The organism is Streptomyces sp. NPDC021749 (genome assembly GCF_040640655.1).
Classification (GTDB): Bacteria; Actinomycetota; Actinomycetes; order Streptomycetales; family Streptomycetaceae; genus Streptomyces.
This window is the reverse complement of record NZ_JBFACE010000010.1, coordinates 78,163-99,863: the sequence shown is the minus strand read 5'-3', so window position 1 is coordinate 99,863 and position 21,701 is coordinate 78,163. Positions and strand designations below refer to the sequence as shown.

General features: G+C 71.6%; 18 protein-coding genes and 4 pseudogenes. 9 read left to right on the top strand and 13 right to left on the bottom strand.

The window, feature by feature from the left end:
* Positions 1-239 precede the first annotated feature (239 nt).
* From AB0G35_RS12800 to AB0G35_RS12790, 3 genes are all read right to left on the bottom strand, one after another.
* Positions 240-1,061, bottom strand: a complete 822-nt coding sequence (locus AB0G35_RS12800; protein ID WP_360947725.1) for an alpha/beta hydrolase — start codon at positions 1,059-1,061, stop codon at positions 240-242.
* Positions 1,058-1,648, bottom strand: coding sequence for a WHG domain-containing protein (locus AB0G35_RS12795; RefSeq protein ID WP_360947723.1), 591 nt, complete (start codon positions 1,646-1,648; stop codon positions 1,058-1,060). The genes AB0G35_RS12800 and AB0G35_RS12795 overlap by 4 nt, the downstream gene beginning before the upstream one ends.
* Before the next feature lie 200 nt (positions 1,649-1,848).
* Positions 1,849-2,724, bottom strand: coding sequence for a hypothetical protein (locus AB0G35_RS12790; RefSeq protein WP_360947721.1), 876 nt, complete (start codon positions 2,722-2,724; stop codon positions 1,849-1,851).
* Positions 2,725-2,958: 234 nt separating this feature from the next.
* Between AB0G35_RS12790 and AB0G35_RS12785 the strand changes: the two genes are divergently transcribed.
* The gene (locus AB0G35_RS12785) at positions 2,959-3,975 is read left to right on the top strand and encodes a hypothetical protein (RefSeq protein ID WP_360947719.1); all 1,017 of its coding nucleotides are present in this window, start codon (positions 2,959-2,961) and stop codon (positions 3,973-3,975) included.
* 28 nt (positions 3,976-4,003) lie between these two features.
* A complete protein-coding gene (locus tag AB0G35_RS12780) occupies positions 4,004-5,413 on the top strand; it encodes a PQQ-binding-like beta-propeller repeat protein (protein WP_360947717.1) in 1,410 nt (469 codons plus the stop codon).
* Positions 5,414-5,563: 150 nt separating this feature from the next.
* Here the strand turns inward: AB0G35_RS12780 and AB0G35_RS12775 are convergent.
* The 3 genes and pseudogenes from AB0G35_RS12775 to AB0G35_RS12765 form a co-directional block, all read right to left on the bottom strand.
* Positions 5,564-5,922, bottom strand: a pseudogene (locus tag AB0G35_RS12775) (transposase); the annotation flags it as partial.
* Between the two features lie 77 nt (positions 5,923-5,999).
* Positions 6,000-6,419 carry a hypothetical protein gene (locus AB0G35_RS12770; RefSeq protein ID WP_360947715.1) on the bottom strand — a complete coding sequence of 140 codons (420 nt, stop codon included), beginning with the start codon at positions 6,417-6,419 and terminating at the stop codon, positions 6,000-6,002.
* A 106-nt stretch (positions 6,420-6,525) separates the two neighbouring features.
* Positions 6,526-7,119, bottom strand: a complete 594-nt coding sequence (locus tag AB0G35_RS12765; protein ID WP_360947713.1) for a helix-turn-helix domain-containing protein — start codon at positions 7,117-7,119, stop codon at positions 6,526-6,528.
* A 102-nt stretch (positions 7,120-7,221) separates the two neighbouring features.
* Between AB0G35_RS12765 and AB0G35_RS12760 the strand changes: the two genes are divergently transcribed.
* Positions 7,222-7,962: a nitroreductase gene (locus AB0G35_RS12760; RefSeq protein ID WP_360947711.1), complete on the top strand. Its 741-nt coding sequence runs from the start codon at positions 7,222-7,224 to the stop codon at positions 7,960-7,962.
* Between the two features lie 21 nt (positions 7,963-7,983).
* Here the strand turns inward: AB0G35_RS12760 and AB0G35_RS12755 are convergent.
* A pseudogene (locus AB0G35_RS12755) lies at positions 7,984-8,130 on the bottom strand (IS5/IS1182 family transposase); the annotation flags it as partial.
* A gap of 4 nt (positions 8,131-8,134) precedes the next feature.
* On the opposite strand from AB0G35_RS12755, the pseudogene AB0G35_RS12750 reads away from it, so the two are divergent.
* Together AB0G35_RS12750 and AB0G35_RS12745 are read left to right on the top strand one after the other, a co-directional pair.
* Positions 8,135-8,881, top strand: a pseudogene (locus AB0G35_RS12750) (ATP-binding protein); the annotation flags it as partial.
* Positions 8,878-10,005, top strand: coding sequence for a tetratricopeptide repeat protein (locus AB0G35_RS12745; protein WP_360947709.1), 1,128 nt, complete (start codon positions 8,878-8,880; stop codon positions 10,003-10,005). The pseudogene AB0G35_RS12750 and the gene AB0G35_RS12745, both read left to right, overlap by 4 nt.
* 115 nt (positions 10,006-10,120) lie before the next feature.
* On the opposite strand, the gene AB0G35_RS12740 is transcribed toward AB0G35_RS12745, so the two are convergent.
* The 4 genes from AB0G35_RS12740 to AB0G35_RS12725 are packed head-to-tail and all read right to left on the bottom strand — an operon-like array spanning position 10,121 to position 14,357.
* Positions 10,121-10,792, bottom strand: a complete 672-nt coding sequence (locus tag AB0G35_RS12740; RefSeq protein WP_360947707.1) for a response regulator transcription factor — start codon at positions 10,790-10,792, stop codon at positions 10,121-10,123.
* Positions 10,789-12,153 carry a sensor histidine kinase gene (locus AB0G35_RS12735; protein WP_360947705.1) on the bottom strand — a complete coding sequence of 455 codons (1,365 nt, stop codon included), beginning with the start codon at positions 12,151-12,153 and terminating at the stop codon, positions 10,789-10,791. The genes AB0G35_RS12740 and AB0G35_RS12735 overlap by 4 nt, the downstream gene beginning before the upstream one ends.
* Positions 12,154-12,163: 10 nt before the next feature.
* The gene (locus AB0G35_RS12730) at positions 12,164-13,393 is read right to left on the bottom strand and encodes an acyltransferase (RefSeq protein ID WP_360947703.1); all 1,230 of its coding nucleotides are present in this window, start codon (positions 13,391-13,393) and stop codon (positions 12,164-12,166) included.
* Positions 13,383-14,357 (bottom strand): alpha/beta hydrolase, encoded by a 975-nt coding sequence (locus tag AB0G35_RS12725; protein ID WP_360947701.1) that lies wholly within the window; start codon positions 14,355-14,357, stop codon positions 13,383-13,385. Before AB0G35_RS12725 ends, AB0G35_RS12730 begins: the two co-directional genes overlap by 11 nt.
* Before the next feature lie 232 nt (positions 14,358-14,589).
* On the opposite strand from AB0G35_RS12725, the gene AB0G35_RS12720 reads away from it, so the two are divergent.
* Positions 14,590-15,120 (top strand): DinB family protein, encoded by a 531-nt coding sequence (locus AB0G35_RS12720; protein ID WP_360947699.1) that lies wholly within the window; start codon positions 14,590-14,592, stop codon positions 15,118-15,120.
* On the opposite strand, the gene AB0G35_RS12715 is transcribed toward AB0G35_RS12720, so the two are convergent.
* Positions 15,121-16,095, bottom strand: a complete 975-nt coding sequence (locus AB0G35_RS12715; RefSeq protein ID WP_360947697.1) for an MsnO8 family LLM class oxidoreductase — start codon at positions 16,093-16,095, stop codon at positions 15,121-15,123. It lies immediately after the preceding gene.
* Between the two features lie 314 nt (positions 16,096-16,409).
* Between AB0G35_RS12715 and AB0G35_RS12710 the strand changes: the two are divergent.
* From AB0G35_RS12710 to AB0G35_RS12700, 3 genes and pseudogenes are all read left to right on the top strand, one after another.
* Positions 16,410-16,643 (top strand): annotated as a pseudogene (locus AB0G35_RS12710) (chaplin); the annotation flags it as partial.
* Positions 16,644-17,157: 514 nt separating this feature from the next.
* A complete protein-coding gene (locus AB0G35_RS12705) occupies positions 17,158-17,934 on the top strand; it encodes an SDR family oxidoreductase (RefSeq protein ID WP_360947695.1) in 777 nt (258 codons plus the stop codon).
* 48 nt (positions 17,935-17,982) lie between these two features.
* Entirely contained in the window at positions 17,983-20,868 is a 2,886-nt protein-coding gene (locus AB0G35_RS12700) for a BTAD domain-containing putative transcriptional regulator (RefSeq protein WP_360947693.1), read from the top strand.
* A gap of 63 nt (positions 20,869-20,931) precedes the next feature.
* On the opposite strand, the gene AB0G35_RS12695 is transcribed toward AB0G35_RS12700, so the two are convergent.
* Positions 20,932-21,675: a DUF6333 family protein gene (locus tag AB0G35_RS12695; protein WP_360947691.1), complete on the bottom strand. Its 744-nt coding sequence runs from the start codon at positions 21,673-21,675 to the stop codon at positions 20,932-20,934.
* Between the last annotated feature and the right edge of the window lie 26 nt (positions 21,676-21,701).

Below are 21,701 nucleotides of genomic sequence, written 5' to 3'. Positions count from 1 at the left end.
AGTAGCCGGCGCCGTCACGCGATCCCGGGCCGTTTTCTCCGACAGCCCTTCCACTTGCCCCGGAGAAACGGCCCGCCCTCCGCATCGGGACGGCGGGCAGAACGAGTTCTGACGCAGCCCTGGCGCGATTCGGGCGGAGTTCGGGCCGCGGCCCGGCGGCACAGCGAGGCCACACCATGCATGCATGGTGCGGCCCGGTGCTTTTCGGAACACTTCCCCGATCTTCTTCCGGAGCACTTTCAGAGCACGTCCAGCAGTTGCCGGGCGAACTCCTTCGGGTACTCCGTGCAGCCGAGGTGCCCGCCGGGGAATTCCACGGCCTTTCCCCCGATCAGTTCGGCGAGCCGGGAGGCCGGCCCGTACAGCGGTTCCTGCAGGCGCGAGTCCCGGCCGACCGCCAGTACCAGGCGGTCCGCGGCGCGCTGCAGCGCGGCGACATCGGGAACGCTCCCCGAGAACGGGCACAGGATGTGCTCCAGGAAGACCGGCAGGTTGGCGTGCATCCGCGGCGCCATCTCCTGGATCTCCGGCGGCAGTTCGGTCACCCGGTCGTCCTGCCGGCCCCCCAGCCCCTCGCTGAAGCGCGTCATCGCGGCGCCGACACCCTGCGCACGGAACGTCTCGCGCACCTCGGCGAACAGCGCCCGGTGCGGTACCGGGTCCGGAAGGAGCTCCAGCAGCGGCGGTTCGTGGGCGACGACCCGGCGGAGCCGCTCAGGATGCCGGACGAGCAGGTCGAGGGCGACGATGGCGCCTGAACTGCTGCCGAGGACGGACGCCTCCTCGTCCGGCGAGAGGAGTTCCAGCACCCGGTGGGCGTCGTCGCTCCAGACCTCGACCCGCTGGTCGGTGAGCGGACCGTCGAGGCGGCTACGGGACAGCCCGCGCGGGTCGTAGGAGACCACGGTGTAGTGGGCGGCGAGATCCCCGGTCATGGCCGCGTACAGTCCGGCGTCCGCGGCGCCGCCGGGGATCACCAGCAGCACCGGTCCGCGGCCGCGCCGTTCGTAATGCAAGGTGGCACCGGGCACGTCGAGGGTGCCAGTGGTCGTCTCCGTCATTGTCGTTCCCCCTCATCAGGTCGGGTCGGCCAGTTCTCCAGGAGCACGTGCAGTGCGTCGAGGGAACGGGACCAGGACTCCTGGACGGCGCGCGGGTGGCCGAAGCCGCCGCTCAACTCCAGGTGGATGTAGCCGTGGAAGGTGCTGCGCAGCAGGCGCCCGGCGTCGGTCAGGTCGGGCTCGGCGAGGTCGTAGGCGCGCAGCATGCCGTAGGTGAGCTCGATGCTGCGGCGCAATCCGGCGGAGTCGCCGATCTCCTCCGGATCGAGCTGCATCTGGGTCGCCGCGTAACGGCCGGGGTGCTCCAGCGCGTAGCTCCGGTAGGCATTGGCGAACGCGACGAGCGCGGCCTTGCCGGAGCGGCCCGCCACCGCCGCGGCGATCCGGTCCGTCATCTCCTCGGACGCCAGCAGCGCCACCCGGACGCACAGGTCACGCCGGTTCTTGATGTGCGAGTACAGGCTGGCGTCCTTGACGCCGAAGTGCCGCGCGAGCGCGGACACCGTGACCTTGTCCATCCCGACCTCGTCGGCCATCTCCGCAGCCGCCCGCGCCAGCCTGGCGCCACTGAGCCCCGCGCGCACCATGCAGCCTCCACCTCCCGCTCTCCGCCCAGGACTTGCCACCGGAAGGGGTGCCGCCGACGCTTCCCGTCAACGCTTCCTGGGCTTCTCCCTAATTACTCTAGGGAGAAACCTAACATGACTAGGGAGGTATGCGGTGCGGAGGCGGGAGCGATCCATCCGTTACTGAACTCGACGCGAGGCGTTTCGCGGGTCGCCCGTACTCAGAAGGCCTCGAACGACCAGAAGACGCCCACCTCGTCATCAGTCACGGCGATCAGGCCGAGGTCCTCGGCCAGGTCGATGCCGTTGAGGTACGCGGAGGTGCGGAAGCCATGGGAGCGGGTGCTCTGGGAGCGAATGCCCTGGCAGCGCGTGCCCTGGGAGCGAGTGCCCTGCGTGCTCGTGCCTCGGAGGCCCGCCGCTACGAAGTCCGGGGCGGGGTTCGAGGCAGCCGCGGTCGCGTTGGTCCAGTAACCCGCGTTCGGGCCATACCTGTTGAGCAGCGTCCGTGCGTCCGCCAGCACGGCATCCCGGTCCGGGCGGGAGCGGACGGGGGCGGGTTCCCCCTGCCACTCCTCGGTCATGACGGCGAGCAAACCGACCGCGGCATCCGCCTCCAGGCGGTACAGACGGTCGGGGAACTCCGCCGCGGCCGGCGGGTCGAAGGGGTACGCCGGCACTGCGTGGCGGGCGGCGACGTTGGTGCGGTCCCAGTCCAGTCGGACCCAGCCACGGGGATCGGGGACCGCCCGGTGCAGCACGGCGAGGACATCGTGCGCCCAGTCCTCGTGCCGGCGAGGACCGGTGGCTGCGAAGGTGTAGGTGTCGTCGAGCAGCCGCAGCGCTGCGGCATTCCAGGGACAGCGACGGCTACGGAACTCCGCCAGCAGGCTGCCGACCCTGCGACAGAAGACGTCCTGCGGCCCGCGGGGGAGGCTCCTGAGCTGGTCGAGGCCCCAGCGCACGAGCTCGTTCGCCCCACCCGCGGCAAGACCGAGCAGACCTTCAGGCAGCGGAAGGTCCTCACCGTCCCAGAGCGACTCCAGGTGGGCATCGAGCAGGTCGAGGGCGGACCGGGGGTCGTCGGACATGGGCATCTCGTCACTCTAGTGATCCGCGGCAGGGGGTCACCCCCGGACCCACGCCTCGTCCGGTCCGTTCCACCGGTCCGTTCCGCCGGTGCCTTCCATCGGTCCGTTCCACCAGTCCATTCCGCCGATCCGTTCCACCGATCCGTTCCACAGTGGGATCCCACGACCGCCTGAAATGTGTCGGGGACCGTCCCTATACTTTCGGCGACTTGTTGATCAACACGGCCGATCGGAGATGCCATGTCGGTCCGACGGCTTGCTGCACCCGACGACTTGGAGACGCCGCACCCGCTCCCCGCCCGTTCGCCCGTCCCCCAGCGGATCACGGCGATCGCGGCCACCACGGACCTGAGCCGGACGGCGATCGCGACGGCCGCGCCATGGTTCCGGGAGTTCGCCGAGGTGCTGGTGCTGGCAGGCGGGACGGTGACCCGCCTGGCCGTCCCCGATCGTCGACGCGTCCACGACCTCCTCTTCGACCCCGACGGATCGGCGCTGACCGCCATGGTCAGCGGCAATTCCATCTGCCGCTGGGCACTTGACGACCCCGGCGAGCGGTGGCCGCTGGGCATGGCCGGGAGCGGTGGATCGCGCGACCTGCCACTGGCCCAAGTAGCGGTCGGCGGACGGTCGTTCGCCACCGCCAATGCGTTCACGCGGAACGTCGTGGTCTGGGACATCGCGACCCGGTGTGTCCGCCATGACATCCACGAGACCTTCAAGGACCTCGCCTACGACGACCGGGTGGAGGGCGAGGGAACCGTCGCCCTCAACGCCGAGGGGTCACACCTGGCCTTCTCTCGCCCCCGCCGCTCGCTCTTGACGAAGGACGAGGGTGTCGTCGTGCAGGAAATCGGCAGTGGAGCGCACGCGGAGCACCGTACCGGTATCCGATGGGCGAACGGCCTGGCGTTCCGTCCGGACGGTGCCGCGCTTGCCGTTGTGGGCGCGCGCCCGGACCAAACGGTGGCCACGGTCATCGACCTGAACGACCCGGCCGACGAGCCGGAACCGGTGGTCCTGCCGACCGGTCAACGCGTCGGCCGGATCAACCTGCGGCCCGTATGGTGCGGCAATGAACCGCGCGTGCCGATCGTGGACCCGAACCGCGTCACCGTCTGGAACCTCGCCAGCGGCACCGCCGTCCTCTCGGTGGAGGCCCCCGGCCCCCGGATCGCCGCCACGCTCACGCCCGACGGCCGCACCCTGGTGATCGCTTCACCCGATGACGGCGTCCACGCCCACCCCCTCCCCTGACCTCCGCACCACGTAGGACGCCGTTGCGATGAGCTCCCTTGACGAACTGCTGAAGGCGCGCCCGACCAAGCAGGTCTGGCACCAAGTCTGCCTGCTTCTGGCCGAGTTGGACGAAGCGGGACTGGCCGCCGTCGCGCCAAGGGTGCTGGCCTGGCCCGCGCAGCAGCGCCCGATGCCCGACGACTGGTGGGCCCAGTGGACGGCGGGCGACGTGCGCCCGTACCACTCCCTCGCCGGAATGCGCCACCTCGGACACCTTGACGTCGCCGAGGGCGAGGGTGAGGCGGGCGCCGCGGAGGCGGAGGGGGCTGAGGAGGCTGAGGAGACGGGGCTCGACGAGGCGTACTTCTACCACGGAGCGACGGCGGTGGCGGCACCCTCCGACCTGTCCTGGGTCGCGTTGGGCGCGGCAGCCGAGTGGCACCACAACGGCGGCGACATCGTCCGCTGGGACACCGTGGAGAAGGACCGGCTGATCTGGTTCCTCAACGGAGCCCACTATCACGACGAGCCCCACGACATGCAGGTCAGCCCGGATGGCCGCATGGTGGTGACCTCTGTCGAGGGCCACCTGCACGCCTGGTCCGCCGAGACCGGTGAGGAGTTGTGGACCTTTCCGGTGTCCTCGTCATCGCCGTTCCACCCGGACGACGACGAGGACGAGGAGGGGAACGAGGACGAGAACGACCTCGACGACTTCGAAGACGAGGCCGACTTCGATGACGACGACTTCGATGACGACGAAGACGACGCTGAGGTGAGCCTCGGCATGGACGACCCCGTCCGGATCGGCTTCAGCGGCGACGGCTGCCGGGTGGCCGCCGGCACCTGCGCAGCGGGCCGGGTCACCGTCATGGAGGCCGATACGGGGCGGGTGGTGCTCACCGTCCCGGCCGAGGAGAAGGCGTTCGGCCCGGTCGCACTGGACGCGAACGGCCGGCTGCTGGCGCACGCGTCGGCGGAAGGCCGTGTGGTGGTCCGCGCGGTCGGCAGCGGCGCCGTGCTGGTCACCGCCCCGACCCTGCTCAGCCATCTGTACGCACTCGCCATCGCACCTGACGGTACCGCCGTGTTCGCGGTGGGCCGCGCGGCCGACGACGCCACCCCCGCAGCCCAACTGCTGAGTCTCGACCCTTCTGGCACGGCCGGTGAGCTGATCCGGCCGACGGGGTTCCCGGTCGAGATCGGCACGCACTCGGCCCTCGCCGGTTCCAGTACCCGGGCCGTGTGGACCGACCACGGCCCGTACGCCTTCGTCCCGACGGGCAACGGCTCGGTGCTCTTCGACTCCACCGCACGGACGCTCTGGGCCGACCCGAACCGCCAGATCGTCTCGTTCACTTCCGACGGACGGGCGATGGTGACCGTCAACCGGACCATAGAGGCATGGTTCCTCGCGGGTCTGACCGTGCCCGAGCCCCCTCGCACCGACGGCTGACTCCTGGCGGCGTCGGGCCACCGGGCCGAAATGCCGTAGCCGGGGCCGGGGCCGTACCGGGGCCGGGGCCGGGGCCGGGGCCGGGGCCGGGGCCGGGGCCGGGGCCGGGGGAAGCCTGAACGGCCGAGGCGCGCCTGCACCACAGCCTGTGTAGACCAGGTAGACGGCGACTTGGGAGTTTTCGATTCTCCCTGCTGTGCCGGTGCACTGGCGCTGGACGCCGACCGTATGGCTGCCCTTCTTCACATCACCGGTCTCGTCGACCACAAGTACCGCCTGGTCGTCGTGCAGATGCTCAGTCACGTAGTCGCGCAGGCCGTCGCGGACGGCGTCGGCGTCCCACTTGGCCCGGTCAGCAGGTGTTGCATGCCGTCCGGGGTGGCCTTCCCGGCCCACTCGGCGATGCTCCAGCAGTTCTTGCGGGGCAGATCCGAGAGCAGGCCGAGCACCATCCGCTTTATCCGCCGACGGGGTTCGACCCTCGTGAACCGGCCCGCGACCCGGCCCATCAGGGCCTCGAACGCCTCCTGCCAGCGGGCAGAGTCTGCGCTGCACCTGCGGTCACCGCGTGATCGTTGGTCTTCATTCAATGCCGGAGGAGTGCGCAGAAGCGGTCCAGGGCAAGGTCGGTGCGGCCGCGGTCCCTGGTGGTCGTGAGATCGAACAGGAGGCCCCGGATAACGGCCATGACCAGCGTGGGAGTAACAGTGTCGTCAGGGCCGGTGGTGATGTCGCGGAAGGTGGCGCCGAGGGCGTGGAACCAGTCCGTGATCGCCTCGGCCTGGTCCGGGTAGTTCTCGGGGTGAGCGAGGCCGTCGGCGTGCACCTCGAAGAACAGCCGGACGAACGGGGCGCGCTCGGGTGCGCTGATCCAGGCCCAGATGCCGCGTAGGTGTTCCTCCGGAGAGGCTGCCTCCGCCGGGAGGTTCTCAGCCAGCCGTGTCGCACCGCGGCGGCGGGCCTCGGCAAGGACGGCTGACACCAACTGCTGCTTCGCCAGGATCACGATCTACCGCTGGAGTACTGGTCGTGTGACGAAAATCCCGCCTGCCTCTCGGCCGAACGACGGGGCCTTACCATGCCTAGGCACACCGGCAACTCGGCGGGGCCCGTCAGTCCGTGGTCGGCAGCGCGTTGCCCAGGAGGATCTCCGCCGCCGTCCGCGCATGCCGACCGTAGTCCGCCTCGCCCAGCACCATGGCGCGGCTGGCGGCACCGTCCGCGAGGGTCACGAGTTGCTCGGCGAGGACGGTGGGCTGGCGGCAGCCCAGTTCCGCTACCAGGTTGGCCACCAGTCGCACCATCAGCAGTTTCTGTTCGCGGGCGTAGGAGTGGACCGCGTTCTGCGGGTCGGGGAACTCCACGGCAGCGTCGATGAACGGGCATCCGCGCACTGGATCAGCGCCCGCCGGGGGCGGATCGAACAGCGCGAGGATTCTCTCCTTGGCGGGGACCTCCTCGCGTAGCAGCACGCCCTCCAGGGTGTGCCCCCTTGAAGCAAGGTCCTTCAGGTGGGCGAGGACAAGCTCGTCCTTGGTTCGGAAGTGTGCGTAGAGGGTGCGCTTGGACACCGGCGCCCGCTCCGCGATCTGCTCCATGCCGGTCGCGTTGATCCCCTGGACCGCGAACAGTCCGGCCGCGGCAGCCAGGATGCGCTCCCGCCCTCCGCGACCTTGCCGTCGAGATGCCGTCATCACCGTGGTCATGACGTAAGTATACGCTCTCGTTTACTTCAGGTGGGGTGGCTGGTTATAGTGCCCTTCCAGGTAAACGATTATGTTTACTTAAGCCATCCTGAGGAGAGTTCCATGAGCGGGCCGGTCTTCACCCAGACTCGCACGAGCGGGACACTTACCGGCGGGACGCAGACGGGCGGGACACGCACGCGGGAGTACGCCGAGCAGCTGATTCGCGGGCGCCGCGCGATCCGCGCGTTCCGGCCCGACCCGGTACCCGAGGACGTTTTACGCGCGGTCTTCTCCCTCGCCGGCGCCGCGCCGTCCAACTCCAACGCGCAGCCGTGGCGGGTCGAGATTGTCAGCGGCGCACGGCGAGACCGTCTGGCCGACGCTCTACGGACGGCCCACACCGAGGGACGCGTCACGGCCGACTACCCGTACTCCGAGGGCATGTACGCCCCCGTCCACCAGGAACGGCGGGCCGCCCTCGGCGCCAGTCTGTACGGAGCGTTGGGCATCGGCCCCGACGACCACCCGGCCCGCACGGCCTACGACACCGAGAGCATGGGCTTCTACGGAGCTCCCCACGCCGCGTTTCTGTTCGTCACCGGTGACGGCGGGCCGCGACTGGCCGCCGACGTCGGCGCCTACCTGCAGACGCTGCTGCTGGCCATGACCGCGTATGGCGTGGCCAGTTGCCCTCAGGGCCTGCTCAGCTTCTACGCGGACACCGTCCGCGACGAACTCCGCGTAGACGAAGGGAAGCTGCTCGTGGGGATCTCCTTCGGCTACGCAGACGAGAACGCGCCGGTAAACCAGCTCGCGACCGACCGGGCGGCCTTGGCGGCGACCACCACCTTCCACAGCTAGAGTCCATCGCGAAATTGCTGGTCACAGCCACTCATTGAGGACTGCGACCAGTACGGTCGCCTCGTATCGGACGGCGAGTTCGTCGTATCTCGTGGCGACAGCCCGGTGGCGCTTGAGGCGATTGATGCCGCATTCGACCGCATGGCGCTCGCGGTAGTCGGCCGGATCACAGCGCGGCGGGCTCCTGCTGTACGGGCCGCCCGGCTGCGGCAAGACCTTCATCGCGCGGGCGGTCGCCGGAGAGCTCGGGGCGAGCTTCCTGTCCGTATCGGTCAGCGATGTGCTCGACATGTGGATCGGCAACTCCGAGCGCAATATGCACGAGCTGTTCCAGACGGCGCGCCGCCAGGCCCCGTGCGTGGTCTTCCTGGACGAACTCGACGCGCTCGGCGGCAAGCGCAGCCGCACCCAGAGCGCCGGTATGCGCAACACCGTCAACCAGTTGCTGACCGAGCTGGACGGCGTGGAGGCGGAGGCGAACGAGGGCGTTTTCGTACTCGCCGCCACCAACGTGCCCTGGGACGTGGACATCGCCCTGCGGCGGCCCGGCCGGCTGGACCGGACCGTGCTGGTGCTGCCGCCCGACGCGCCGGCCCGGGAGGCGATCCTCCGCTACCACCTGCGGGAGCGGCCCATCGAGAACGTCGACCTCGGCAAGCTCGTCAAGGCCACGGACGGGCTGTCCGGCGCCGATCTGGCCCATGTGTGTGAGGCGGCGGCCGAGCGCGCCTTGCTGGACTCGGCGCGTACCGGGACCGTCCGCATGATCGGGATGAAGGACCTGTTGGCCGCGGCGGGGCAGATCACGCCCTCGACCGAGCCGTGGTTCGCGGCCGCCCGCAATGTGGCGATGTACGCGAACGACGGCGGGATGTACGACGATCTCGTGGCCTATCTCAAGAAGAGGCGCAGACTGTGACCACACTGCATCCGGCCGTCGAAAAGGCCCAGGCGCTCATCGATTTCGACCGCTACGACCAGGCGCTGGCCCTGCTCGCGCAGCATCTCGCCGAGAACCCCGACGACACGGGCGCCTGGATCAAGAGCGGCTACTGCCATCTGAACACCCAGCAGCCGGAACGCGCCCTCGAAGCGGCTGACGAGGCACTCGGACTGGCTCCCGGGGACTTCGGGGGCCTCATCCTGCGCGCCCGGGCACTGACCCGGATACCCGACCGGTCCTGGCGCGAGGCGGAGCCCGTACTGCGCGAGGCGGTCCGTGCCGATCCGCACCACTGGTTCGGTTACGCGATGCTCGCCGACGCCGTGAGCCGTATGTCCATGGTCCGCCACGCCCGGGCGACCGGCGCCACGGAACTCCGGCGCGAGGACCTGGCGGAGGTCCTGCGCGAGGCGGCCGACCTGGCCAAGGAGGCGCTGCGGCTGGGGCCCGAAGAGGTCTACGCCCATGAAGTCGCCCAGCAGATCGCCGACTTCTCGGGCAACCGGACGCTCGCCGAGCAGCTCAACGAGGCCATCCTGCGGATCGACCCCACCCACGCCGAGGCGCTGGCCCGGCAGACCCGGAAGGCTGCGGAGGCCCCGGGGGTCCCGGCCGCCCGGGCCGCCGACCTCTACGCCGGTGCGCTCGCCGCCGTACCGGACTCCGCCGAGATGCAACACGGTCTGGACCGGGCGACGTACCGCATGCTGCGTGGGGTGCGGTGGCTCGCCCTGCTCTGTGTCGGCCTGGCCGGGGCGATGATCGACCTGTTCGCCGTCGAGGGCGAGGTGCAGCGGGAGTTGCCGCTGCACCTCGGCCAGCGCCTCTGGTTTCTCGTGCCGATGACCGCCATCTGGCTCGTCGGCGCACTGCTGCGCTACCGGCGTCGGCGGGCCGGCGTCCGGCTCAACGTGCGGTCGCTGATCCGCCGCCACGGATGGTCCCGCATCGTGGTGGGGCAGGCGGCCTGGGCGATGCTGTGTGCCCTGCTGATCGCCGAAGTCCCCTGGGCCGAGAGGCCGTTGCCGCAGGTGCTGTTCTGGGCGGGGCTCGTGCCGACGCTCGCCACGGTCTGGTTCGACCGGCCCAAGACCCGGTGACGGAACGGCGGGCTTGACGCGACGGTGGCTTTGATGCGACGGAGACCTTGACGCGACGGCGGCCCGGCGGCCCGGCGGCAAGCCGGTTTCCCCGTCAGGGCCTCCGTCGCCAGGCTCAATAGCCCGCCGGCCGCACCAGCCCCGTCTCGTAGGCGAACACCGCCGCCTGGGTGCGGTCGCGCAGGCCCAGTTTGGTCAGGATGCGGCCCACGTGGCTCTTGACCGTCTGTTCCGCCACCACCAGGCGCTCGGCGATCTCACCGTTCGACAGGCCCTGGGCGATCAGCGACAGCACCTCGGTCTCCCGCTCGGTCAGCTCGCCGACCCGGGCCTTGAGCGGGGCCCGCTGAGTGCGGGTGACGCGGGAGAACTCGGTGATGAGCCGCTTGGTGATGTGCGGGGCGAGCAGCGCGTCCCCGGAGGCCACCACCCGTACGGCGTGGGCGAGTTCGGCCGCCGAGGCGTCCTTCAGCAGGAACCCGGAGGCACCGGCGCGCAACGCCTCGTAGACGTACTCGTCGAGGTCGAAGGTGGTCAGCACCAGGACTTTGGCGGTGGCGCCGGCCGGTTCGGTGATCCGGCGGGTGGCCTCGATGCCGTCGAGCCGGGGCATCCGGACGTCCATCAGGACGACGTCCGGGGCGAGTTCGGCGACCTTGTCGAGGGCGTCGAGGCCGTCCACGGCCTGGCCGACCACCTCGATCCCCGGCTCCGCGTTGAGCAGCACCGTGAAGCCCTGACGGACCATCACCTGATCGTCGGCGATCAGCACGCGGATGGTCGTCACGGGGTGTCCTTCGCGGGGGCGGGAGCGGGGAACGGAGGTGCGGCGGCGGGCCGGGAGGCATCGGCGGGCAGGAACGCCGTGACGTCGTAACCGCCGTCGGGCGTCGGGCCGGTGGCCAGCTCGCCGCCGAGCATAGCGGTCCGTTCACGCATCCCCAGCAGTCCGTGCCCGGCACCCGGAGGCCGGGGGGCGGGCCCGGCGGGCGCTGCATTGGTGATCCGCAGGGTGAGGCCCGCGCCGTGGTGGCCGAGCCTCACCCGTACCGCCGCGCCCGGCGCGTGCCGCATCGCGTTGCTCAGCGCCTCCTGCACGATGCGGTAGGCCGACAGCTCCACGCCCGGGGCCAGCGGGCGCGGTTCGCCCACCGTCTCGGCGGTGACCTCGGCCCCGGCGTCGCGCACCTTGCCGATCAGCTCGTCCAGCCGGTCCAGGCTGGGCTGCGGGGCGTGCCGCGTCCCGTGCGCGAGGGCCTCCTCGGAGCGCAACACGCCCAGGACGCGACGCAGTTCGGCCAGCGCCTCGACGGCGTTCTCCCGGATGCCCGCGAGGTTCTCCCGCAACTCGGCCGACGGATTCTCGACCAGGTGCGGGGCGACCTGCGCCTGGATGGAGATGACCGACATGTGGTGGGCGACCACGTCGTGCAGCTCGCGGGCGATCCTGCTGCGCTCTTCCAGGAGGGTGCGCCGGGCCCGCTCCTCGGCGGTGAGCACCTCCTGTTCGGCGAGTTCGGCCCGGGCCACCCGGCGGTCGCGCAGCGCGGCACCGACCACCACCGCGGTGATCAGGGCCGGTACGGCGCGACCGACGTCGCTGTTGTGCGGTCGGGTGGCGAAGACACTGCAGGCCACCCCCACCACGAGGGTGATCACCAGCGCCTCGACCGCCGCCCTGAGACGGTGCCGGAACGCCAGCAGCAGCAACACCCCGCTCTGCGCGATGACCCCCTCGACCGTCCACGGGAACACCACGTCCGGGTTCATGCTCGACTCGGAGAGCCGCGCCACGACGACCATGATGACGGTCACCGCCCACCAGGCGGGCACCGGACGGAACATCGCGACGACGAGCCCCGCCCCTTCGCCCACCCCGAGCAGCAGGGCGTAGCCCCCCTCCATGCCGTACCGCCCGTGGAGCGAGTCCACGGCGAACACGGCCAGGCAGGCGGCGGTCAGTACCCACAGCGTCCCGAAGGCCGGCAGCCAGTCCAGCCAGCTGGGACCTGGGAGGCGCGGCAGTCGCGCACTCCGGGTCGTGCCCAGATCCTCGCGCAGCGTACGCGGCAGCCGCCGCAGTGCCCGCAGTCCCCGCAGCGGCGCGCCGCGCAGCGGCCGGCGGCCACGCCATCCCCCCGTCGTCACGGACGTCACCTTAGACACGCCGGGCCTCCGCCAACGAAGCGGGTGGGCACTCCCCCAGCGAGGCAGGTGACCGCTCGCGGACGACCCGCCCGCCGCTGGTGCGCGTGCGCCGCCCCTGCTCGTACGGGTGGAACGCCGCCCAGCACACCCCCAGCGCCACCGCGAACACCGGCAGCCAGCCCAGTCGGGCCGGCACCCAGCCGGCCTCGTCGGGCAGGGTGTGCAGGCCGGGCAGCGGGTCACCGGCAAGCAGGCCGATCGCCGTCACCGCCATCATCGCGGTCTGGTGCCACAGGAAGACCGTCATGGCCGAGAGGTTCAGCAGTGCCACCGCTGCCCAGAGCGCCGGCCGGCGCAGCGCCCGCCGCAGCGGGCCGACCAGCAGCAGGGCCGCACCGCACTGGGCCAGCCCGAAGGTGACGGCCGCGAGGGTGGGCGGGTTGAGGTTGGAGACCGCGGCACCCGGCACCCCGACCATCGACGCCGGATAGCCGGCCCACCCGACGAGCCCGGCGGTGCCGACGGTGCCACCCACGAGCAGCACCCACCCGGTCGTACGGTCCCGCAGCCCGCCGCGCGCCCAGGCCGCTCCCAGGCAGTACGGGACCAGCCACCCCGCGGCCACGTTGAGCCAGCCGAGCCAGCCGGGCCCGCCCAGACCGAACCGGACCAGATCGACGTGCAGCACGACGGCGAGCGGCCACAGCGGATGCAGCCTGGCGACCAGCGGTGTCGCGGCCGTCAGCCCGGTGAAGACCAGCAGGAACCACAGCGGCGACAGCACCAGCTTGCCCAGCGTGTGCACGGTCGCCAGCCGCACCCCGGAGGCGAGCAGCGCACCCGCCACCGCGCTCCACACCACCAGTACCGCCGCGACCGGCCGGAACAGCCGGGACACCCGGGCGCCGAGCCACTGCCGGTACGACTCGCCGCGGCCCCGGGCGGCGGCGTAACTGTGCGCACCCACCTGTCCTCCCACCAGGAAGAACACCGCCAGTGTCTGGAACACCCAGGAAACCGGGGTCAGTTGGGGCAGGAAGTGCAGCGGGCTCACCGCGCGCACGGTGCCGCTGTCGGCGACCAGCGCCGTCCCCATCCAGTGCCCGCACACCACACCGAGGATGGCGACGGCGCGCAGCGCGTCAACGGTACGGTCGCGTTCGGGCGGGGTCGCCGCGTCGATCCGCCGGACGAGGTGGCGCTGGGCGGCGACGAGCCGCCGGACGGGCTCACACAGCACGGTGGACCCTCCCGACCGGCGCCTGCCCGTTGACGATCCGCGCGAGATTGGCCAGGGACAGCGAACCGGGCCTGAGATAGTCGCTGTGGCCGCCCGCGCCCGCCGCGAACAACCGGGCACCGAACCCACGCGAGACCGGATCGGCACCCAGTCCGACCTCACCGAAGGGCAGTTGCAGCCGCACGTGCGGCACCTCGGCCACCCAGTCGTCGTCTCCGCGCCCCGCCCACACCCTCGCCCGCGTGTGCAGCCCGGCGACACTGTCGGCCCCGGCGCCCGGACTGCCGTACAGCACGATGTCCGCCACCGCCAGCCCGGTCGCGGCCCGGCCGCACACCACCGATCCGTAGGAGTGGCACAGCACGGTGATCCGCACTCCGCCCCCCACCGTCGACCTCAACTGCTCGATGAAAGAGCGGAGTTGAGGCGCGGCAGCGGTGGCACGGGCCGGCGATACCACATCGGCACTCATCGTCCCCGGCGTCTCGTAACCCAGCCACGCGATGACGGCCGCCCGATCGCCCAACCGCCGTTGCAGCGCCACCGCACCCGCCTGCAGCCGACCATACGTGTCGAGGCCGGTGTCCGAGCCCGGTACCAGCACGGCGATCCGTCCGGCCCGCGCCAGATCGCCGAACACCTCGACGGTGCGGCCCCCGTCGCGACCGTCGAAGGCGAGGAACTGCCGTCCGGGCGAGGCCATGGCCCGCAGCGCGGCGGCCCGTGCCAGATCGCCGTGGCGGGCGGCCATCCGCTCCGCCGCCCGGATCCCCGCGCGTTGGACGGCGTACCGCCCGGCGAGCTTCCCGGCCGTGGCCGCCCGCAACGGCGCGAGCGGAACCGGGGCCGGCGCCGGAACGGCCGAGGGGCGCGCCGCACCGGAAACCGGCACGGCCACGGCGGAGGCGACGAGAGCGGCGAGCAGGGTGCGCAGCAGACGTCTGGTGCGTGGGCGGGACGCCATGGTGATGATCGATCCTTCCGTACCGGAAGCCGGTCGTGCTTCCGGTCCAGAAGCTATGGAGCAGGCCTTTTGCCCCGCGTCCCGCTGGGGAGTGCATTCGCCGACTAGCTCTCAGGTATGAGAGGTAGGGGTCGGCCATCACCCTTCCCCCAGGGATTCCCCTGGGCGTCCACGAGGACGGCAACCGACCACGAGGACGGCAACTGACCTACATCACCCCTACGTTCGTCCCATGACCACTCATCCTTCGGAAAGCCCGGCCCCTTTCCTTCCCGGCGAGCGCGGTGAGCTGGTGCGCGCACTCGCCGAGCAGCGTGAGCTGCTGCTGATCACGGCGCGCGGCATCACCGACGCACAGGCGAGGCAGCGCACCACCGTGAGCGAGCTGACGCTGGGCGGGATCATCACCCACATGACCCGTGGCGAGCAGGTGTGGGCGCAGATCCTCGCCAGGGGGGACGGGGCGCTGCCGGACGGCATGCTCGACACCGGGCAGTACCGCATGGCCGAGACGGAGACGCTCCCGGAGTTGCTGGAACGGTATGCGGCTTCGGCACGCACGGTCGAAGAGACCGTGCGCGCCCTGCCGGACCTGGACCGGACCGTGCCGCTTCCCAGGACTCCCTGGTCCCCGCCGGAGACGGTCTACTGGTCGGGGCGCCGGATCCTGCTGCATCTGATCAGGGAAACGGCCCAGCACGCCGGGCACGCGGACATCATCCGGGAGACGTTGGACGGGGCCAGCACCACCGCCCAGCGCTGATCACGCCTGGGAGTACTTCCTGAGGAGTTCGTAGGAACGGACGCGGTCGCGGAGGTCGTAGACCGGTGTGGTCAGCATCAGTTCGTCCGCTCCGGTCGCATCGGCCAGTTGGGCGAGCCGGCGCATGACGGTCTCGGGTGCGCCGACGGCTTGCTGGGCGCGGAAGCCGGCCAGGGCCTGTTGCTCCTGTGCCGTGAAGGGATGGGTGGCCGCTTCCTCCGGGGTGGGGAAGGGGATCTCGCTGAGGCCCTTGAGGAGGCCGGCCTTGACGACGTTCATCGGCCCGATGCGCCACGCGGCTTCCTCTTCCGTCTCGGCGCAGACCGTCTCCACGCACAGCAGCACCCGGGGGCGCTCGCACCAGGGGGACGGGGTGAACTCCGCCCGGTAACGCTCCACCGCCGCTTGGGTGTTGTCCGGCCGGATGTGGTGGGCGAGGGCGATCGGCAGGCCGAGGCGTGCGGCGAGTGCGGCACCCGCGGTGCTGGACGACAGCAGCCAGGGTTCCGGCAGCGGGTCGAGTGCGACCTCGTCGACGAGGAAGGACAGGATCGCGGCCACGTCGTCGTGGTACTCGGCGTCCGTCGTCGGCCCGGCCCCGCGGCGCAGCGCCCGGGCGATGCCCTCGTCGAACGTGCCGGGGCCACGGCCGATGCCCAGGTCGATGCGGTCGGGGTGCAGGGCGGCCAGCGTGCCGAACTGCTCCGCCAGCATGAGGGGGGCGTGGTGGGGTGCGAGCACTCCACCGGAGCCGAGCCGGATGGCCGAGGTGGAGGCGGCGGCGTGCGCGGTGAGCACGACGGGCGGGAACGCGCCGATGGCCGGGGAGTGGTGGTGCTCGGCGTACCAGATCCGGTGGTAGCCCAGCCGTTCCATCTCCCGTGCGAAGGCGGCGGTGTCGCGCAGGGTCTCCTCGGCCCGGGTGCCCGTTTGGACCATCGCGACTTCCAGCGCTGAAAGGGGTACATCGATCATGGCGTCAGCATAGGGACGAGTGTTCGACGAGGGCGGCGATCTGCCGGTTCGACGCAGGAGGTCCGCTGAAGGCTCACGGAGAAGGCGCCGCTGCGGGCCCGGACGTCGTCTTCACCGTCAACCGGTCGGGCACCGGCAAAAACCCCGCCCAAGGCCGGGTGCGGGAATTACTGGCCACCGGCGTCCAGGCGGCGCATCCAGAGTGAATCGAAAGAGTGAAAAGATCTCAAACCCTTCACCAGAAGCTCACGGCTGCCGAAAGGAAGTGACAGGAGGCGGTAGCGAGCCGCCGCGATCGATCGGGAGAAATTGCTATGTCACGCTTCACGCGAGTGACTGCTATTGCCGCTCTTGCGGCAAGCACTGCGCTGAGCGGCATGTCGACTGCTTTTGCAGACAGTGAGGCGTCCGCCGTTGCGGCCGGATCGCCGGGCGTGTTGTCAGGCAACGTCATTCAGGTCCCGATCCACATTCCGGTCAACCTGTGTGGCAACACCATCAACATCCCCGGTGTACTGAACCCGGCCTTCGGCAACACCTGCGTCAACGCCAGTGAGCGCCTGGTGGTCCTCCGCCACGACGTCGAGCACCGGCACTTCCAGCACCACCACGCCAAGCCGGTGGAGAAGAAGCACCACAAGAAGAAGAAGCACCACAAGAAGAAGCACCACCACCCCTCCGGTGGCATTCACACCGGCGGCGGCGGCATGGCCAGCTAAAACGGGAAGAAGCCGTCCGGGGTGTGGCCGATGGACCACGGTGCCACCCGGGGCGGACGCTGAAACCCGTACCACAACACCCGCGCCGGGGCGCTTCCTCCGAAGCCCTTCCACTTTCACCGGAGGAAACGGCCCGGCGCGGGCATGTGTGTGTCCGGGGAGAGATGTTTCCCCGGGGAGAGGCGTTCCCCTGGGCAGATGTGTTCTTTCCCGAAGCAGAGGTGTTCTCTTCCGCCCCGCAGCCCCGGTGAGCGGACGGTGAGTGCGCGGTGAGGCCACGTCGGCAGTGTGGCGGCATCGCCGGTTCCGCAGAGAGGACCGGCCGCCGAGTGAGGGGCTGACGATGGTTGCGACGACGGGTGCGTTGACGGGTAAGACGGCGCTGGTGACGGGCGGGTCGCGGGGCATCGGCCGCGCGGTGGCGCTACGGCTGGCCGCCGAGGGGGCGTGGGTCGCGGTCCACTACGGGGGCAATGCGGAGGCGGCCCGGGAGACCGTGGCCCGGATCGCGGGGGCGGGCGGACGGGCCTTCGCCGTGCGGGCCCGGTTCGGTGCGGACGGTGCGGTGGACCGGCTCTTCGAGGGCCTGACCACCGGGCTGGCGGGGCGGGGGCTGGACATCCTGGTCAACAACGCGGGCATCTCCTCGGGGAACCCGGTCTCGCAGGTGACCCGTGAGGAGTGGGACCGGCTGCTCGCGGTCAATGTCACCGCGCCGTTCTTCGTCGTCCAGCGGGCCCTTCCGCTGCTCAACGACGGCGGCCGGATCATCAACATGGGCTCCACGGCCAGCCGGTTCGCCGTCTCCACCCAGATCGGCTACACCGTCACCAAAGCGGCACTGGAGTCGCTCGCCCCGTCGCTGGCCAACGAACTCGGCCGGCGCGGGATCACGGTGAACACGGTCGCACCGGGCGCGGTGCGGACCGATCTGACCGCCGCCTACACGTCCGTGCCCGAGGTGGTCGCCGGGCTGGAGGCGATCACCGCGCTGGGGCGCCTCGGCGAGCCCGAGGACGTGGCCGAGGTCGTCGGGTTCCTGGCCGGACCGCAGGGACGGTGGGTCACCGGCCAGACCATCGACGTCTCCGGCGGTACGTATCTCGGCCCGATCGCCTGACGGGTGCGGGTGGCTCACCACCCGCAGGCGCTGTGGATAATCACCCATATGCGCTTCGGAATCCTCGGCGGGACGCTGATGTGGGGCGACGACGGGGCGGAGGTCTCCCTGGGCGGACCCGCGCGGCGCGCGCTGCTCACGCTGCTGCTCGTCCGGCCCGGGGACGTCGTCCCGGCCGACCGGCTGGCCGACGGCACCGGGCCGCAGGGCACACCGTCGCCGCACGCGCTCCAGTCCCAGATCTCCCGGCTGCGGTCGGCCCTGGGCGAGGCGGCGGCGATCGAACGGACCGGAGCGGGCTATCGCCTCGTCGTCGCCGCGGACGACGTCGATGCCGGGCGGTTCGAACGGCTGGCGCAGCAGGGCCGGGCGGCGCTACGGGAGGGTGAGGCACAGCGGGCGGCCTCCCTGCTGCACGAGGCGTTGGAACTGTGGCGGGGGCCGGCGCTCGCCGACGCCGCGGACAGCGAGCCGGCCCGGGCCGCCGCCGCACGGCTGGAGGAGCTGCGGCTCTCCGTGCACGAGGACCGGATCGAGGCCGCGCTGCTCCTGGGCGAACACCGCGCCGTCATACCGGAGTTGCGCGAACTCCTCGATCGCCATCCGCTCCGGGAACGGCTGGCCGGACTGCTGATGCGGGCGCTGTTCGCCGACGGCGGGCAGGCCGAGGCCCTGGTGGTGTTCGAGAGGACCAGGCGGCATCTCGCCGACGAGCTGGGCACCGATCCGTCGGCGGAACTCGTCGGGCTGCACCACGAACTGCTGAGTGCCGACCCCTCCCCCTCCCCCACCGCGCCGCCCGCCCCGCTGACGGCCTTCGTCGGCCGGGCCGGCGAGGTGGTGGCGATCGCCGAACTCCTCGGCGAGGCACGGCTGGTGACGCTGACCGGGCCGGGTGGCGTGGGCAAGACCCGGCTGGCGGTGGAGGTCTGCGCGGCGGAGACCGAGCAGGTCGCCTTCGTGGAGCTGGGCGCGCTGCGCGACGGTGCCCTCCTCCCGCAGGCACTGCTGCGCGCCCTCGGCCTGCGGGAGCGGGGACTGCATGTGGCGGCCGGTGACCGGGACCCGCTGGCGCGTCTGGTCGCGGCGCTGTCGGGCCGGGTGCTCCTCCTCGTCCTGGACAACTGTGAGCACCTGGTCGAGGAGGTCGCCGCGTTGGCGGCGCGCCTGCTGACGGCGTGTCCGCGGCTGAAGGTGCTGGCGACCAGTCGGGAGGCGCTGGGCGTCATCGGTGAGCACCTCCATCCCGTACGGCCGCTCGACGACGGGGCAGCCGTGGAGCTGTTCACCGCCCGGGCGCGCGCGGTGCGACGCGGGTTCGTCCCCGACCCGCAGGCCGTACGGCGGGTGTGCGGGGCGCTGGACAACCTGCCGCTGGCCATCGAGCTGGCGGCGGCCCGGCTGCGCACGGTCGGCCTCGACGAGCTGGCGGCGCGGCTGCCCGACCGGCTCGCCGTGGCCGCGCGCGGCGCCCGGACGGTGGATGAGCGGCACCGGACGTTGCGCTCGGTGATCGCCTGGAGCTGGGATCTCCTCTCCGGGCCGGAGAGGCGGGCCGCGCGGCGCTTTGCGGTGTTCGCCGAGGGGGCGGGCGTCGAATCCGCGCTGCGGGTGTGCGGCACCGACGAGGAAACGCTGGAGTCGTTGGCCGACAAGTCGCTGCTGGAACGGTCGGGCGACCGCTACCGCATGCTGGCGACGATCCGCGCGTACGCCACGGAACGGCTGGACGCCGCGGGCGAAACGGCGGTGGTGCGGCAGGCGCACGCCCGGACCCTGCTGGAGCTGGCCCGCGACGCCGAACCGCGGCTGCGCCGGCACGAACAGCTCCGGTGGCTGGCGGTCCTCGCGGCGGAGCACTCCGACCTGCTGGCGGCCCTGCAGTGGGCCGTGACGGCCGGGGAGACCGGGACCGCCGCGGAGTTGCTCGCCTCGGCCTCGACATACCTGTGGATCCGCGGTGTCTCCGGCGCGGCGGCGCCGCTGGCGGCCGCACTGCTCGACACCGTGGGGGATGCTCCGCCGGCCGGGCACGGCGAGGCGTACGCGATCTGTGTGCTGCTCGCGGCGTCCGGACCGGCGGGCCGGGAGGTGTGGCGCCGTCACCGGGAGCCGGCCGAAAGGGCACTCAGGGCCGCATGGTCCGGCACCGGGCCGGGGCGCCACCCGGCCGCTCTCCTGCTCTGGATGATGCACAATGCCGGCGACGGCGACGGCCCCGCCGCCCTCGCCCTGGTCTCCGCCCAACGCGATCGCCCCGAGCCGTGGGTACGCGCGGTCGCGCACTATGTGTCCGCCTTCGGCTTCCTCGGCAACGGGGAGGTGGAGCAGGCCGAGCCGGCGTTCCGTGCCGCGGTGGCCGGGTTCCGCGCACTGGGTGAGCGATGGGGGGCCGCGCTGGCCCTGGACGCGCTGGCCGGCCTCGCGGGCGCGCGCGGGGCACGCGAGGAGGCGCTCGCGCTCACGGAGGAGGCGCTCGCCCTCGCCGAGCAGTTGGGTGCCTGGGAAGACTGTGCCGATCTGCTCGTCAACCGGGGCGACCACCGCGTCGACGCCGACCCGACCGCGGCGCGCGCCGATTACACCCGGGCCGCCGAGTGCGCCCGACAGGCCGGCAGCGCCTCGGCCATGGCGGCCACCCGGCGTGCGCTCGGCGACCTCGCCCTCCTGGAGGGGGATCCGGCCACGGCCGAGGAGCTGTACGCACAGGCCTTGGCGCAGCTCGACCCGCACTGGATCAAGGGGCTCGGCCACCGGGTCCGTGCGCTGGCCGGACTCGGCCGCGCGGCGGAGGCCCGCGGCGACCGGACGGAGGCCCGGGCCTACTACCGACAGGCCGCCCGATCGGCGTCCGCCCAGGGAGCGGCCCTGCCCGACGCGCTGCGCTTCCTGGGGCTGCCCGAGTCGTTGGCCGAGGCGGTCGGCGGCGGATGAAGGAGAAGGAAAAGGAGGAGAGCCGGCCAGCCTGCGTGCCTTCGCCTCCCCGGCCTCACCGGGTCACTCTTCTTCTTCGAGCCACATCTCTTCCATGCGGCCGGTGGCGTCTTCGGTGTGCCGCACGCGGAAGAGGGAGGTGACCCGGCCGGTGTGGTCGAGGGGTGCGACCTTCTGGAGGGCGAGGCGGCACAGGCCCTCCCAGGAGAAGACGTGGGCGGCGGCGTCCAGGTCGACGTAGGCGTCGGACAGTTCGGATGCCGTGATGCCGAAGGCGGCGGCCACGTCGGCCGGTGAGCCCTCGACGTCCCAGTACTCCTCGGACGTTGCGTACCAGCCGGCGGCGAACAGCCGGACCCCGTCGGGGTGGATGATCTTGTAGGCACCGTAGGTCAGCTCGTAGTCGACCGTGCACGAGGCGATGATCACGGCGTCGGGGAAGCGCTCGGCGAGGGATTCCGCTTCCGCCTCGACCGGATAGCTGCCGTTGCACTGCACGAGACCGGGGTCGGTGATCTCGGTGACGCCGCCCCAGCATCCGACCCGGACCCGTTCCAGGTCCGCGCGGGTGCCGGCGGATGCGTCATCCGTCGCGGGCACGGTTCCCAGGTCTTCGAGGACCGTGTCGATGGTGCCGAAGGACTCGGCGAACCGGCGGGCCGCGACCGGGTCGTGCACCGGGAGGCCGCTCGCGTCCGTGGGGACTCCGGGCCGGACGAGGGTGAGCTCGTAGGCGCCGGACCGGACGACGTCCGCGTCCGGCGGGAGGTCCCAGAAGGAGGATTCGGTGAGTGCGGAGTCCGTCATGGGCGTCACAGTAACCGTGCTTCCCG